Below are 14,340 nucleotides of genomic sequence, written 5' to 3' on the forward strand. Positions count from 1 at the left end.
CCGCACGACCCCGCCGCTCCGTGGGGTCCGAACGGGAGGCTCTAAGCTCTGGACATGCCGGAGACCGGGGGCGTACGCGAGGTGAAGTCGGCGGGCCGCACCGTCGAACTGCTGGAGGTCCTCGCCGCGCGTGGCGACCGGCCCGCCCGGTTGCGGGAACTCGCCGATGAGCTCGGCGTCCCCCGCAGCTCCATGTACGCCCTACTACAGACGCTGACCGACCGCGGCTGGGTCCGCACCGACGCCACGGGATCGCTGTACGGCATCGGGATCCGCGCCCTGCTCACCGGCACCAGCTATCTCGACACGGACCCCCGGGTGCGCGCGGTGAAGCCGTATCTCGACAAGGCGTCCACCGCACTGGGCGAGACCGTCCACCTGGGGCGGTTCGACCGCGGTGACGTCGTCTATCTCGCCACCCGCGAGTCGCACGAGTATCTGCGCACCCTCAGCCGCGTCGGCCGCAGGCTGCCCGCCCATGTCAGCGCGCTGGGCAAGGCGCTGCTCGCCGAGCGAGCCGCTGACGGGCCGGACGGGCTGCCCGTCGGCGAGCTGGAACGGCTCACCCCGAACACCCTGGCCGACCGGGCCGCCCTCGACGCCGATCTGGCGCTGGTGCGCGAGCGGGGCTACGCGGTCGACCGCGAGGAGGGCGTCACCGGCATCGTCGGTTTCGGCTTCGCGCTGCGGTACGACACGCCCGCGGTGGACGCCGTCAGCTGCTCGGTTCCGGTGACCCGGCTGACCGCTGAGCGCGAGCGCCGGATCGTCGCGACGATGCGCGAGGTACGGGCGGAGATCGAGGCCGCGGCGCACGCTCTGCCCGGTGCACCTGACTGGATCTGAGGGAAAAAACCTCACTGTTGACCGCGCCTGCGTGACTATAAACCGAAAGTGCTATAGATCACAGAGTGGCAGCTTTTCGTTGGCTCCGCGTGGTTGATACACATTGGCCGCGCGCTCCTGTCAATGACACGACGCCCACTTCCCCCCACTCTTCTGCCTGGTCACAGGCATGTCTCTGTCAGGAACGCCCGTGTCTTCGCGCTCACGCGCCACATGGCCTCTCATTGCCGTGTTCACCGCTGGTTACCTCGCCTCGTACCTCCTCCCGACCATCGTCGGACGCCTCGGCTCCGGTCTCGGTCTCTCTCCCGCCGAAGCCGGCGTCGCCGGCTCGGTCCTCCTTCTCTGCTCGGCGGGGGCCGGTCTCGTCCTGGCCTCGCACGTCGAGCGCATCGGCCCGCAGCGGGTCGCCCGCGCCGGGCTGCTGCTCACCCTCGCCGGCTACGGCGCCGCCGCCACCACCGCGTACCTCCCGCTCGTCATCGCGGGGGCCGCCATCGGCGGCGTGGGCTCCGGTACGGCGACCGCGGTGGCCGCGGGCGGCATCGCGGGCCTGCCCGACCCCCACCGGGCCTCCTCCACCGGGCTGCTCACGGTCTCGGCGACAGCCGGCGCCCTCTACCTCGTCCTGCCGCAGATCGGTGGCGGTCACCGGGCGCCGTTCGCCGCCATCGCCCTGGTCGCCGCTCTCGTCTGGCCCGCGACCGGCCGGCTCGGCCGGACCCGCCCGCACGTGCCCGCCACCGGGACCGGACGCGGCCGGATCCCTCATCTGCGCTCGGGCTCGGTGCTGGCCGGTGCGATGGTCTGCTGGGCCATGGCCCAGAACTCGCTCTGGGGCGTCAGCAGCCGGATCGGCCAGGACCAGGCCGGGCTCTCCGAAGTGGCGGTCGGCGCGATCTTCGCGGTGTCGCTCGGCGCCGGACTGATCGGCGTCGCCGGGGCCGGGGCGCTCGGCTCGCGGCTCGGCAGGGCGCTGCCGATCGGCGGCGGCACGGTGATCATCTCGGCGTGTATCGCGCTGAGTTCATCGGCGAGCGGCCTCGGCTCGTTCGCGTCGGGCGAGATCCTCTGGAACACCTTCTACCCGGTGGTCCTGTCGTATCTGATCGGTCTGGCCGCCTCGTTGGATCCGCGCGGCCGCTGGGCCGTCCTGGTCGGCTCGGCGTCCTCGCTCGGCGTGGCCTGCGGCCCGGTCGCGGGCAGTCTGCTCTCCGCGCGGACCGGCTTCCCGCTGATGGGAGCGGTGCTGTGCGCACTGCTTCTGCTGCTGGCGGTCCCGCTGACCGCGGTGGCGCTGCACACCTCGGGCCGCCCGCTGCTGCCCGGTTCGGTACGCCGCAGGGGCGGCGCCCCCGCGGCCGTCGTCGCGGGCACCCTGGGCGCGGTGGCGTCCACGGTCCCCCAGCTCGGCGCGCCCGAACTCACCGTCACCGAGATCGCCCTGGAGGAGCCGGAGCCGGTACCCCGCCGCAAGTACCGGCTCACCGGGGGCGTTCAGCCCAGATCGAGGTCCGCGTCGAAGTCGTACGCGTCCACCTCGGCCAAGTAGCGCGCCCTGCGCTCCTCGTCGTGGTCCAGGAAGGCGGCGAGGAAGGAGTTGCGGGCCAGTGTCCGCAGCTCCTCGTGCCCGAGGCCGAGCGCCTCGTGCACGGCGTGGAAGGTGTCGCCGGCGTAGCCCCCGAAGTACGCGGGGTCGTCGGAGTTGACGGTGCAGAGCAGCCCGGCGGCCATCATCTGCGGCAGCGGGTGCTGCTCCAGGGTGTCCACGGCCCGCAGCCGTACGTTCGACAGCGGGCAGAGCGTCAGCGGCACCCGGTCCCTGACCAGCCGCTCCACCAGCTCCGGGTCCTCCATCGAGCGCAGCCCGTGGTCGATCCGCTCCACCCCGAGGATGTCCAGGGCCTCGCGCACATAGGCGGCGGGGCCCTCCTCGCCCGCGTGCGCGACCTTGCGCAGCCCCAGTTCGCCGGCCGCCGCGTACACCTCGCGGAACTTCGACGGCGGGTTCCCGACCTCGGCCGAGTCGAGGCCGACCGCCGCGATCCGGTGCAGATGGGGCTTGGCCGCCTCCAGCGTGCGGATCGCCGAGTCGGCCGACTCGTCGCGCAGGAAGCACATGATGAGCTGGGTGGAGATGCCGTGCCGCTCCTCGCTGCGCCCGAGCGCCCGCGAGATGCCCTCGATGACGGTGCCGATCGGCACGCCGCGCGCGGAGTGCGCCTGCGGGTCGAAGAAGATCTCGGCATGGCGCACGCCCTGCGCTGCGGCGCGCGCGAGGTACGCCTCGGTGAGCTCCTCGAAGTCCTCCTCGGTGCGCAGCACGGCCATCAGCCCGTAGTACAGGTCGAGGAACGACTGGAGATCGCTGAAGAGATAGGCCTTGCGCAGCGCTTCGGTGTCCGCGTACGGCAGCTCGATGCCGTTGCGCGCGGCGAGCGCGAAGGCCAGCTCCGGTTCGAGGGTGCCTTCGATGTGCAGGTGGAGTTCGGCCTTGGGAAGGTGGTGCATCGGGGTCTCGCTCAGGTCGGTGGTGTGGGTGGGATGGGGGCTCTTTTTTGCGGGCCGGGCGGTACGGCGGTCAGGTGGTGGTGTGCCGGGTGGGGACCGGAACGCGCATCAGGTCGTCGGCGACGGTGAGTTCACCGTCGAAGCCCGCGGCGCGCGCCTGTCTGCCGAACTCCGCGGGGTCGGTGTACCGCTGCGAGAAGTGCGTCAGGACGAGGTGCCGTACGCCCGCGTCGCGTGCGACACGGCCCGCCTGTCCGGCGGTCAGATGGCCGTGGTCGGCCGCCAGCTTCGCGTCCTCGTCGAGGAAGGTCGACTCGATGACCAGCAGGTCGCAGCCGTCCGCGAGCCGGTGGACGCCGTCGCAGAGCCGGGTGTCCATGACGAAGGCGAAGCGCTGGCCGCGCCGTACCTCGCTGACCTGGTCGAGGGTGACTCCGTCGAGTACGCCCTCCCGCTGGAGCCGTCCGACGCCGGGTCCTGACACCCCGTGCTCGGCGAGCTTCTCCGGGAGCATCCGGCGCCCGTCGGGCTCGGTCAGCCGGTAGCCGTACGACTCGACGGGGTGCGAGAGCCTGACCCCCTCCAGCTCGTACGCGGGTGTCCGCGCCAGGACGCCTCCGTCCCCGGTTGCCGGGGACTGCACCAGGGCGACGGACTCGCGGTAGGCGGTGGAGTACCGCAGCCGGTCGAAGAAGTGCTGCCCGCTCGCCGGGTAGTGCGCGGTGACCGGGTGCGGGACCTGGTCCAGGTTGATCCTCTGGATCACCCCGGCCAGGCCCAGCGAGTGGTCCCCGTGGAAGTGCGTGACGCAGATCCGGTCGATGTCGTGCGCGGCCACCCCGGCATGCAGCATCTGGCGCTGGGTGCCCTCGCCGGGGTCGAAGAGGATGCCCTGGCCGTCCCAGCGCAGCAGATAGCCGTTGTGGTTGCGGCGGCGGGTGGGGACCTGGCTGGCGGTGCCGAGCACCACGAGTTCTCGTACGGACAACGGAACTATCCGGGAGGCCAGTTGAGCCCGCGGCCGCCCAGGACGTGGGCGTGCGCGTGGAAGACGGTCTGGCCGGCGCCCGACCCGGTGTTGAAGACGATCCGGTACCCGGTCCCGTCGACCTTGTCCTCCGCTGCGACCTCGGCCGCCTCGCGCAGCACGTCCGCGGCGATCTGCGGTTCGGCCGCCGCGAGGGAGGCCGCGTCCGGGTAGTGCACCTTGGGGATCACCAGAACGTGCGTGGGTGCCTGCGGGTTTATGTCACGGAAGGCGACAGTGGTGTCGGTCTCCCGGACGACGGTCGCCGGAATGTCCCCCGAGACGATCTTGCAGAACAGGCAGTCGGTCTGCGGCTCTCCCGCCATGCGCTCACTCCTCGGTCACGGTGCCGGCCGGTCGCTGTGCCGGCCGGTCAGGGTGTCGGTCGATGATCATCGTGTACGCCGCCATGCTAGTGCCACGGCAGGCAACGTTTGCCCCGTCGCGACGCCCGGCACACACTCTCGCCGCACCGGCCGAAAGCCCAAGTACGTCCAGTACGGGGGCTTCCGGCCGGCACGCCGAGAGCACGCACCGAACCCGCTCCTTGACGGGCAAACCTTGCCTGCCGCGGCACTAGCCGGGGGCGCCGGCGCGCCTGCGCTCCGCCCCCGGCCATGCGCCCCCGCCCGGTCGCGGGCGGGGCGCGGCCATCAGTCCGGCAGGCCCGGCGGGGTCTTCGCCGGGTTCTCCTCCAGCGCGGCGAGCGCGATCCTGATCGCCTCGTCCAGCTGCGGGTCCCGGCCCGCCGCGTGGTCCTGCGGCGTCTGGACCACCTCGACGTCCGGGTCGACCCCGTGGTTCTCCACGCCCCAGCCGTAACCCTCCAGCCAGAAGGCGTACTTGGGCTGGGTCACCAGGGTGCCGTCGACCAGCCGGTACCTGCTGTCGATGCCGATGACTCCGCCCCAGGTGCGGGTGCCGACCACGGGCCCGATCCCCAGCGCCTTGATCGCCGCGTTCACGATGTCGCCGTCCGAGCCGGAGAACTCGTTGGCGACGGACACCACGGGACCGCGCGGGGCGTCCTGCGGGTAGCTGTAGGGCCGCATCCCCCGCGGCAGGTCCCAGCCCACGATGCGGCGGGCCAGCTTCTCCACCACCAGCTGCGAGGTGTGGCCGCCGCGGTTCTCCCGTACGTCCACGACCAGACCCTCCCTGGCCACCTCGACCCGCAGATCGCGGTGGAGCTGCGCCCAGCCCGAGCCGACCATGTCGGGAACATGCAGATAGCCGAGCCGGCCGCCGGACCGCTCGTGGACATAGCTCCGGCGGTCGGCCACCCACGCGTGGTAGCGCAGCGCCTCCTCGTCACCGGTCGGTACGACCACGACATGGCGCGGATCGCCCCCGTCCGCGGGTGAGACGGTGAGCTCGACGGGCTTGCCCGCCGAGCCGGTGAGCAGCGGCGCGGGGCCGGTGAGCGGGTCGACCGCCTGGCCGTCGACGGCCAGGACGGTGTCACCGGCACGGACGGCCACACCCGGTGCGGCGAGCGGGGAGCGCGCCGCGGGGTCGGACGTCTCCGAAGGCAGCACCCGGTCGATGCGCCAACTGCCCTCTTCCGTACGGGAGATGTCGGCACCGAGCAGCCCCTGCCGGGTGGTGTCGTCGCGCCAGCCGCCCGGCGGTGTCACATAGGCGTGCGAGGTGCCCAGCTCGCCCTGCACCTCCCAGAGCAGGTCGACCAGGTCGTCGTGGGTGGCGACCCGGGCGAGCACCGGCCGGTAGCGGTCCAGGACCCCGTCCCAGTCGACGCCCGACATGTCGGGGCGCCAGAAGTGGTCCCGCATGATGCGTCCGGCCTCGTCGTACATCTGCCGCCACTCGGCGGCCGGGTCGAGGATCCGGCGGATGCGGGAGAGGTCGACGGAGACGTTGCGGTCGCTGTCCTCGTCCCCGTCGGATTTGGCCACCCGGCTGTCCGAGGGGACGACGCGCAGCTTGCCGTCCGTGTGCAGCACGAGCCGCTTGCCGTCGCCGCTGACCTCGAAGTGGTCGACGTCCGGGGCGATTTCCTCGTCGCGCAGCTTCTCCAGGTCGTACCGCTCAAGGACGGTGTGCGGCCAGGGCGCGTCGGGGGTGGCCCTGGTCGTGCCGAGGACCCCGCGCAGCGGGTGGCGGAGCCAGAGCAGCCCGTCCCTGGCGGCGCGCAGCGTCGAGTAGCTGCCGGCCTCGACGGGCAGCGGCACGATCCGGTCGGCGAGACCTTCGAGGTCGATACGGGTCACGGGCAGCGCGGTGGGTGCGTCGTGCTCGTCGGCGTCCTTGTCCCGCTCGGTCGCGCGGCCGTGCCGCTGCGGACCGAACGGGGACGGGGTGGCCGCGGCGAGTGTCAGCAGATGCGGACGGCAGCTGCCGATGAACGCCAGGTCGAAGACGTGCGCGTCGTAGATCGGGTCGAAGGCGCGCTCGGAGAGGAAGGCGAGGTGTTTGCCGTCGGTGGTGAAGGCCGGGTCGAAGTCCCGGAAGCGCAGCGGGGTCGCCTCTGCGACGGAGAGGTCGGCGAGGTGCGCGAGCTTGAGCTGGCGCAGCGGTTCGGGGCCGGGGTGCGACCAGGCCAGCCAGGAGGAGTCGGGCGAGAAGACCAGGCCCGAGGCGTCACCGTCCTCGCTGCGGTCCACCTCGTGCACATCGCCGGACTCGCGCTCGACGACCAGCACCCGCCCGTCGTGCGCGGCGACGGCGAACCGGCTGCCGTCCGGGGCAGCGGCGAGCCCGAGCACCCGGCCGATACGGCCCTGAGCGAGGCGGCGCGGGGCGGCGGCGGGGGCGGCGCCGGTCGCGGGCGCGCACTCCAGGGCGTCCTCGCCCTCCGCGTCGGTGACCCAGACGACCTGCTCGGCGCCGTCGGCCCGGAAGGTGCGGGGCAGCCTCGCCCGTACACCCGGCTCGGCGGCCAGCGCGCGGACCGGGCCCTCCCGGTGGGTGACCCAGTGCACGGCGCCGCGCGACTCGACGGCGCTGCCGCGGCCGGTACGGTCCGGGGACACCGTGCCGATGTGGTGCCCGGCGCGCACCGAGTGGGGCTGGAGGTCGGCGCGCTGGCCGCCGAGCCGGACGTCGATCCGGCGGGGCTCGGCGCCTTCGAGGTCGTCGACGATCCACAGTTCGCCGGCCGCCATGCAGACGACACGGGTGCCGTCGGTGGCGGCCTGGCGCGCGTAGAACCCGTCGGTCGCGGTGTGCCTGCGCAGCTCGGAGCCGTCCGGGAGCGAGGAGTAGAGCGCCCCGACGCCTTCGTGGTCGGAGAGGAAGGCCACCCGGCCGCCCACCCACAGCGGGCACTCGATGTTCCCGTCGAGGTCGGCGTGGAGCCGTACGAAGTCGCCGCCGGTCTCACCGGTCCACAGCTTGCCCGCGGTGCCACCCCGATACCGCTTCCAGCTGGCGGCCTCGCGGCCCATCGTCGCCGAGAGGAGCAGCACCCGCTGGTCCGGCCCGTACGCGAGGGAGCCCACCGGTCCGTACGGCAGGGTCCGCGCCGGGCCGCCGTCGACCGGAACGGCCCGCGCCCAGCTGCGCCGCAGCGAGATCTGGCCGTGGGTGCTGATGGCGAGCACCTCACCGTCCGGGGTCCAGCCCCGGACGGACGTCCGTGCGTCGCCCCAGTACGTCAGACGCCTGGCGGGGCCCCCTTCGGCCGGGGCGAGATGGACTTCGGGCGCCCCGTCCCTGGTGGAGGTCCAGGCGACCCAGCGGCCGTCGGGAGATATCCGGGGATGGCTGACGGGGCTGTTGTCGGCGCTGACCCGCCAGGCACGGCCGCCGTCGAGCGGGGCCATCCAGACGTCGTCCTCAGCGGTGAAGGCGATCAGATCGCCCTGGACATGCGGAAACCGGAGATAGGAAGGCTGCTTCACAAGGATCACCCTAGGGCGTCGCCCAGCCCGGCGAGCCTGAGTTGTCCGTACTCCCTGTGCGCCAGCGGCAGCCGGTAGGTCCCGTCGCTCCGGGCGAGCACCACCGACGAGCTCACCAGGGACACGAGCGAGGACCCGTCGGGAAAGACCGTACGGACCTGCTCCGCGGTGAACTCACCGGTGAACGCCGACAGCCGGGCCCAGAGCAGCCGTTCGGCCCTGCTGCACAGCTCGTGGCTCCACTCGACGGCCTCAAGGAGCGTGCGGTGTCTGGCGGGGTCGCCGGGGCCGTCGGTGAGGACGGTGAACCGCCCACCGGGCGCGCAGAGCGACCCGTGCAACTGCTGCGCGGTCATCAGCCGCAGGCTCCGGGCGGCGAGCAGGGTGGAGAGTGGATCCCCGTCCAGCCGATCGGCCAGTTGCCCGGCCCAGTAGTCGGGCAGCTCGACGCCGTACGAGGCGGCGTGCTTCTGGAGCAGCCCGGCGGTCCGCCGGCGGGGCAACGGCGGGACCTCCACCAGCTGTTCGCCCGGTACGTCGAGCGGTTTGCGGCTGGTGGTCAGGATCCGGAGCCCGGGACAGCTGTCGTGCACCCGGCCGACGAGGTAGGCGCAGCCGGTCAGCACATGTTCGCAGGTGTCCAGGACGAGCAGCCCCCGGCTGTGGGTGAGCAGGTCGAGCACCGCGCGTACCGGGTCGGTGCCGGGTGCGGGTGCGGTGTGCAGCGCCGTGGCCACCATGTACGGGACGAGCGCCGCGTCCGGACAGCCGGAGAGGTCGACCCGGTGCACGGGCGTGCCGGTGCGCGAAGTCGCCTCGCTGAGTCTGGCGGCCAGCCGTGACTTGCCGATGCCGCCGGGGCCGGTGAGGGTCACGAGGCGGGTGGCGGCAAGGCGTTCGGCGAGCGCGCCGAGGTCCGGCTCGGGAAGGACGTCCGGTTCGGGAAGGGCAGCCATGGACCCACTCTGACCGGCGACGGGCCGCCGCGCGCGGGCCCGGGGCGAAGATCCGTACACCTAAATCCGTGGATGGGATACCTAAGCGGGATATACCTAGTTGTGGTCTTCCGTTCGGATCAGGCCGGGCTGCCTGCCGGTTCGCGCGTTCGCTACTTGCCCGGGTACTGCGTCACGGTGGCGGTCACCGTGACGGTCGCCGTCGGCTGCGCGCCGCCGCTGTATCCGCCGCTGTATCCGCCCCGGCCCGGTGCGGGGGCGGTGGTGGTGTCGTCCGGGGGCGGGGCCGCGCAGTTGCCCAGCAGCGTGGCCCTGAAGGCCAGTTCCCCGCCGACCGTGCTCGTCAGGCTGCCCCGTACACAGCGTCCGTCGACGGTCCTGGTCACCCTGCCCTTGACAGTGATGTCCTGCTTGTCCTTGGTCCTGCCCTGGCAGTCGACCTGCGCCACGTCGCGCGTGGCGGCGGGCGCGGGCGAGGCACCGGGCGCGGCGTCTGCCGTGCAGGTCAGCCAGTCGACGCCGACGCCGTGGTGCTCCAGGGCGCTGGTGGCGGTGCGGTCGGTGGTGTAGGCGACGGACCCGGTGTTGACCCCGTCGATCGGGTCACAGGCCGCGAGACCCGCAACTGCCGCGCAGACAGCGCCGATCGTCGCGAGAACCGACCGGTACCGTGCGTGCCTCGATACACGTCTCAATGCCCCCATACAGGGCAGGTTCCCACTGAAAGGGGCCGATGTGCAGCCTCTTCGCGCCCACTTCACTCTCGCGGGTGGCGGTGCGTACGCGGTCGGGTGGCTTGGGCGTGGACCGGCGGGGGGTGGAGTGGGGCGGTTGTGGGGTGCGGTGGGGCGGTTGTGGTGCGGGCCTGGTCAGCCCCAGCGTCCTGTCCGGGCCAGCAGCAGCGCTCCCGCGGCCGTCCCCGCCGTGGAGGTACGCAGCACACTGCGCCCCAGCCGGTACACCCCGGCTCCGGCGGCCGTGAACGCCGCGAGCTCCTCCGGCGACACTCCCCCTTCGGGGCCGACGACCAGCACGATGTCGCCCCGCGTGGGGAGTTCGGCCGCTGCCAGTGGCTCGCTGCCGTACTCCTGGTCCTCGTGCAGCACCCCGGCCAGGTCCGCGTCCGCGAGGAGTGCGGCGACCTGCTTGGTGCTCAGCGCATCGGTGATCTCGGGGAAGCGGGTGCGCCGGGACTGCTTGCCCGACTCGCGTGCCGTACTGCGCCACTTGGCCAGGGACTTGGCGCCCCGGTCGCCGCGCCACTGGGTGATACAGCGCGACGCCTGCCACGGCACGATCACATCGACGCCGGTCTCCGTCATGGTCTCGACGGCGACCTCGCCGCGGTCGCCCTTGGGCAGCGCCTGTACGACGGTGATCCTGGGCACGGGCGGCGGATCGTCGGTGCACGCGTCCACCCGGACCTCCAGGCGGTCCTTGCCCTCGGCCGCCAGGACCACACACCGCGCCCAGCGGCCGGCGCCGTCGGTCAGTACGACGTCCTCGCCCGCCCGCAGCCGCTTCACGGACACCGCGTGCCGGCCCTCGGGACCGTCCAGGACGAATCTGCCGCCGGGGGCCGCCGCGTCCAGGCCGTGGGCCGCGTCGACGACGAAGACCGGGGCGGTCATGACGTACCGTCCTCGGCCAACAGCGCGCGGGCCGCGTCCAGTTCGGCCACCAGCACCTCGACCAGCTGACCGGCGGGCAGCTCACGGGCGAGCCGGTGGCCCTGGCCGGCCCAGAGCGCCATGCCCTGGGCGTCGCCCACCCCGGCCGCGGCCTTGCGCAGTCCGGCCGTGAGGTGGTGCACCTGCGGATAGGCGGCGGGGGCATACGGTCCGTGCTCGCGCATGAACCGGTTGACGAGACCGCGCGCCGGGCGCCCGCTGAACGCGCGGGTGAGGTCCGTGCGGACGAAGAGCGGGTTGGTCAGGGCCTGCTTGTGCAGGCTGTTCGCCCCGGACTCCGGGCAGATCAGGAAGGCCGTACCGAGCTGCGCCGCCTCCGCGCCCGCCGCGAGCACCGCCGCGATCTGCGCGCCGCGCATCAGCCCGCCGGCCGCGATGACCGGCAGCTGCACGGTCTCCCGTACCTGCGTGATGAGCGACAGCACGCCGATGCCCGTGCCGTCGTTCTGCGGGTCGTCGCGGTGTGTGCCCTGGTGGCCGCCCGCCTCGATGCCCTGCACACAGACCGCGTCGGCGCCGCACCACTGGGCGGTCTGCGCTTCCTCGGCGGTGGTGACGGTGACGATGGTGAAGGTGTCGACCCGGTCGAAGGCGTCGAGCACATCGCGGGAGGGACAGCCGAAGGTGAAGGAGACCACCGGGACGGGGTCGTCGAGCAGGACGGCGAGTTTGGCCTCGTACCCGTCGTCCGAGCTGCCGTGGACGTCGCCGAGGGGCGTCTCGTACCAGGTCGACTCACCGGCGAGCTGGTGGCTGTAGACCTCGACGGCTGCCGGATCGGGGTGCTCGGACTGCGGCATGAACAGGTTCACACCGAAGGGCAGGGAGGTCAGCCCGCGCAGCTGCTTGATCTCCTCGTACATGCCGTCCGCGGTCTTGTACCCGGCGGCGAGGAACCCGAGACCACCGGCCTCGGAGACGGCTGCGGCGAGCTGCGGGCCTGAAGCACCGCCCGCCATGGGGGCCTGCACGATCGGATATCGGCAGAGATCGGCGAGTACGGAGGACATGACCGCATCGTGCCACGTCCTCCGCACCGCACCGAATCGGTGGCGCGAGTACGCCGGGGGCTACCGCCCGTTGAACGCATCCTTCAGCCGGGAGAACAACCCCTCGTCCCCCGGCCGACTGCATCCCCCGGGGGACGACCCCCGGACCCCCGGCAGAAAGAACAACCCCGCTACCGACCGTTGAACGCATCCTTCAGCCGCGAGAACAACCCCTGCTGCCCCGGCTGGAACTGGCCGGTGGGCCGTTCCTCGCCGCGCAGTTTGGAGAACTCCCGCAGCAGGCGCTCCTGTTCGGCGTCCATCTTTGTCGGGGTGAGCACCTCGACATGCACGATCAGGTCGCCGCGGCCGCCGCCGCGCAGATGCGTGATGCCGCGCTGGTGCATCGGGATCGACTGGCCAGACTGCGTGCCCGGCCGGATGTCGACCTCCTCCAGCGCGTCCAGCGTCTCCAGCGGCACCTTCGTGCCGAGCGCGGCCGCCGTCATCGGGACCGTCACCGTGCAGTGCAGATCGTCGCCGCGCCGCTGGAAGACCGCGTGCGGCAGCTCGTGGATCTCCACGTACAGGTCACCGGCGGGGCCGCCGCCGGGGCCGACCTCGCCCTCGCCCGCGAGCTGGATGCGGGTGCCGTTGTCGACACCGGCCGGGATCTTCACCGTCAGCGTGCGGCGGGAGCGGATGCGCCCGTCGCCCGCGCACTCGGGGCACGGGGTCGGCACGACCGTACCGAAGCCCTGACACTGCGGGCACGGCCGCGAGGTCATGACCTGGCCCAGGAAGGACCGGGTGACCTGCGAGACCTCACCGCGGCCGCGGCACATGTCGCAGGTCTGGGCCGAGGTGCCGGGGGCCGCGCCCTCGCCGCTGCAGGTCGTGCAGACCACAGCGGTGTCGACCTGGATGTCCTTCGTGGTGCCGAAGGCCGACTCGTTGAGGTCGATCTCCAGCCGGATCATCGCGTCCTGGCCGCGCCGCGTACGCGACCTCGGCCCGCGCTGGGACGCCGTACCGAAGAAGGCGTCCATGATGTCCGAGAAGTTGCCGAAGCCGCCCTGGCCGAAGCCGCCGGCTCCGCCGCCGCCCGCCTGCGAGAGCGGGTCGCCCCCGAGGTCGTAGACCTGCTTCTTCTGCGGGTCCGACAACACCTCGTAGGCGGCGTTGATCTCCTTGAAGCGTTCCTGCGTCTTGGGATCGGGGTTGACGTCCGGGTGGAGCTCGCGCGCCAATCGCCGGAATGCCTTCTTGATCTCGTCCTGGGAAGCGTCGCGGCGCACGCCGAGAACGGCGTAATAGTCCGTGGCCACTTACGACTCCGCCAGGATCTGTCCGACGTAACGTGCCACTGCGCGTACCGCTCCCATCGTTCCGGGGTAGTCCATGCGGGTCGGTCCGACCACGCCGAGTTTGGCGACTGCCTCGTCGCCCGAACCGTAGCCGACGGCGACGACCGATGTGGACGTCAGGCCCTCGTGGGCATTCTCATGCCCGATGCGTACGGTCATGCCCGAGTCCTCACCGAGCAGCTTGAGGAGCACGACCTGCTCCTCAAGCGCTTCCAGCACCGGCCTGATGGTCAGTGGGAAGTCATGTCCGAATCGCGTCAGATTGGCGGTTCCGCCGATCATCAGCCGTTCCTCGGTCTCCTCGACCAGCGTTTCCAGCAAGGTCGCGAGCACCGTGGAAACCGTACCCCGGTCCTCCTGCTCGAAGGACTCGGGAAGGTCCTGCACCAATTGTGGTACGTCCGCGAAGCGGCGCCCCACCACCCGGCTGTTGAGCCGGGCACGGAGGTCGGCGAGAGAAGTCTCACCGAACGGCGCCGGACAGTCGATCATGCGCTGCTCGACCCGTCCGGTGTCCGTGATCAGCACGAGCATCAGCCGGGCCGGGGCCAGCGCCAGCAGTTCCACGTGCCGCACCGTGGAACGGGTCAGCGACGGGTACTGCACCACGGCGACCTGCCGGGTGAGCTGGGCGAGGAGCCGCACGGTGCGGCCCACCACGTCGTCGAGGTCGACGGCGCCGTCCATGAAGTTCTGGATGGCGCGCCGCTCGGGCGACGAGAGGGGCTTGACGCCCGCGAGCCGGTCGACGAACAGCCGGTACCCCTTGTCCGTGGGGATGCGGCCCGCGCTCGTGTGCGGCTGGGCGATGAACCCCTCGTCCTCCAGGGCCGCCATGTCGTTGCGGACGGTGGCCGGTGAGACACCGAGCCGGTGCCGCTCGGTGAGCGCCTTGGAGCCGACCGGCTCCTCGGTGCCCACATAGTCCTGGACGATGGCGCGCAACACTTCGAGTCTGCGTTCGCTGAGCACCCGCGCACACCTCCAGCTGTCGATCCGGGCCTTCCTGGCACTCGGAATGTTCGAGTGCCAGCAGCGTCCCAGTGTACGGCGGAGAGGTTCACCGCTGGCAAGGGCGGCCCGTCGCACG

The 14,340-nt window shown here is 72.1% G+C and carries 12 protein-coding genes; 2 read left to right on the forward strand and 10 right to left on the reverse strand.

Annotated elements, in window-relative coordinates:
* The first annotated feature begins 54 nt into the window (after positions 1 to 54).
* On the forward strand, positions 55 to 846 hold the full coding sequence (locus tag OHB13_RS10825) for an IclR family transcriptional regulator (RefSeq protein WP_266857143.1): 792 nt from the start codon (positions 55 to 57) through the stop codon (positions 844 to 846).
* A gap of 190 nt (positions 847 to 1,036) precedes the next feature.
* A complete protein-coding gene (locus OHB13_RS10830; protein ID WP_266857141.1) occupies positions 1,037 to 2,398 on the forward strand; it encodes an MFS transporter in 1,362 nt (453 codons plus the stop codon).
* Here OHB13_RS10830 and OHB13_RS10835 read toward each other — a convergent pair.
* The 10 genes from OHB13_RS10835 to hrcA form a co-directional block, all read right to left on the reverse strand.
* Complete coding sequence (locus tag OHB13_RS10835) at positions 2,344 to 3,357, reverse strand: adenosine deaminase (protein WP_328376914.1); 1,014 nt, start codon at positions 3,355 to 3,357, stop codon at positions 2,344 to 2,346. The two genes, OHB13_RS10830 and OHB13_RS10835, sit on opposite strands and share 55 nt — an antisense overlap.
* Positions 3,358 to 3,427: 70 nt before the next feature.
* Positions 3,428 to 4,345, reverse strand: coding sequence for a ribonuclease Z (locus tag OHB13_RS10840; protein ID WP_328376915.1), 918 nt, complete (start codon positions 4,343 to 4,345; stop codon positions 3,428 to 3,430).
* Positions 4,346 to 4,350: 5 nt separating this feature from the next.
* A complete protein-coding gene (locus tag OHB13_RS10845) occupies positions 4,351 to 4,710 on the reverse strand; it encodes a histidine triad nucleotide-binding protein (RefSeq protein ID WP_266857135.1) in 360 nt (119 codons plus the stop codon).
* Between the two features lie 327 nt (positions 4,711 to 5,037).
* Positions 5,038 to 8,202 (reverse strand): S41 family peptidase, encoded by a 3,165-nt coding sequence (locus OHB13_RS10850; protein ID WP_405755869.1) that lies wholly within the window; start codon positions 8,200 to 8,202, stop codon positions 5,038 to 5,040.
* Positions 8,203 to 8,252: 50 nt separating this feature from the next.
* On the reverse strand, positions 8,253 to 9,203 hold the full coding sequence (locus tag OHB13_RS10855; protein ID WP_328376917.1) for an ATP-binding protein: 951 nt from the start codon (positions 9,201 to 9,203) through the stop codon (positions 8,253 to 8,255).
* Positions 9,204 to 9,355: 152 nt separating this feature from the next.
* Positions 9,356 to 9,907 carry a hypothetical protein gene (locus OHB13_RS10860; RefSeq protein WP_328376918.1) on the reverse strand — a complete coding sequence of 184 codons (552 nt, stop codon included), beginning with the start codon at positions 9,905 to 9,907 and terminating at the stop codon, positions 9,356 to 9,358.
* Between the two features lie 165 nt (positions 9,908 to 10,072).
* Positions 10,073 to 10,834 carry a 16S rRNA (uracil(1498)-N(3))-methyltransferase gene (locus OHB13_RS10865; RefSeq protein WP_328376919.1) on the reverse strand — a complete coding sequence of 254 codons (762 nt, stop codon included), beginning with the start codon at positions 10,832 to 10,834 and terminating at the stop codon, positions 10,073 to 10,075.
* Positions 10,831 to 11,904, reverse strand: coding sequence for a nitronate monooxygenase (locus OHB13_RS10870; RefSeq protein ID WP_266857126.1), 1,074 nt, complete (start codon positions 11,902 to 11,904; stop codon positions 10,831 to 10,833). The genes OHB13_RS10865 and OHB13_RS10870 overlap by 4 nt, the downstream gene beginning before the upstream one ends.
* Before the next feature lie 170 nt (positions 11,905 to 12,074).
* The gene (gene dnaJ, locus OHB13_RS10875) at positions 12,075 to 13,211 is read right to left on the reverse strand and encodes a molecular chaperone DnaJ (protein WP_266857124.1); all 1,137 of its coding nucleotides are present in this window, start codon (positions 13,209 to 13,211) and stop codon (positions 12,075 to 12,077) included.
* Entirely contained in the window at positions 13,212 to 14,222 is a 1,011-nt protein-coding gene (gene hrcA / locus OHB13_RS10880) for a heat-inducible transcriptional repressor HrcA (protein ID WP_164267318.1), read from the reverse strand.
* Positions 14,223 to 14,340: the final 118 nt, after the last annotated feature.

It is taken from the genome of Streptomyces sp. NBC_00440, assembly GCF_036014215.1.
Classification (GTDB): domain Bacteria; phylum Actinomycetota; class Actinomycetes; order Streptomycetales; family Streptomycetaceae; genus Streptomyces.

Coding starts and splice junctions, on each gene's coding strand:
- OHB13_RS10855 (WP_328376917.1), bottom strand. CDS start 9,203: ATGGCTGCCCTTCCCGAACCGGACGTCCTTCCCGAGCCGGACCTCGGC.
- OHB13_RS10870 (WP_266857126.1), bottom strand. CDS start 11,904: ATGTCCTCCGTACTCGCCGATCTCTGCCGATATCCGATCGTGCAGGCC.
- OHB13_RS10865 (WP_328376919.1), bottom strand. CDS start 10,834: ATGACCGCCCCGGTCTTCGTCGTCGACGCGGCCCACGGCCTGGACGCG.
- OHB13_RS10825 (WP_266857143.1), top strand. CDS start 55: ATGCCGGAGACCGGGGGCGTACGCGAGGTGAAGTCGGCGGGCCGCACC.
- OHB13_RS10835 (WP_328376914.1), bottom strand. CDS start 3,357: ATGCACCACCTTCCCAAGGCCGAACTCCACCTGCACATCGAAGGCACC.
- OHB13_RS10860 (WP_328376918.1), bottom strand. CDS start 9,907: ATGGGGGCATTGAGACGTGTATCGAGGCACGCACGGTACCGGTCGGTT.
- OHB13_RS10845 (WP_266857135.1), bottom strand. CDS start 4,710: ATGGCGGGAGAGCCGCAGACCGACTGCCTGTTCTGCAAGATCGTCTCG.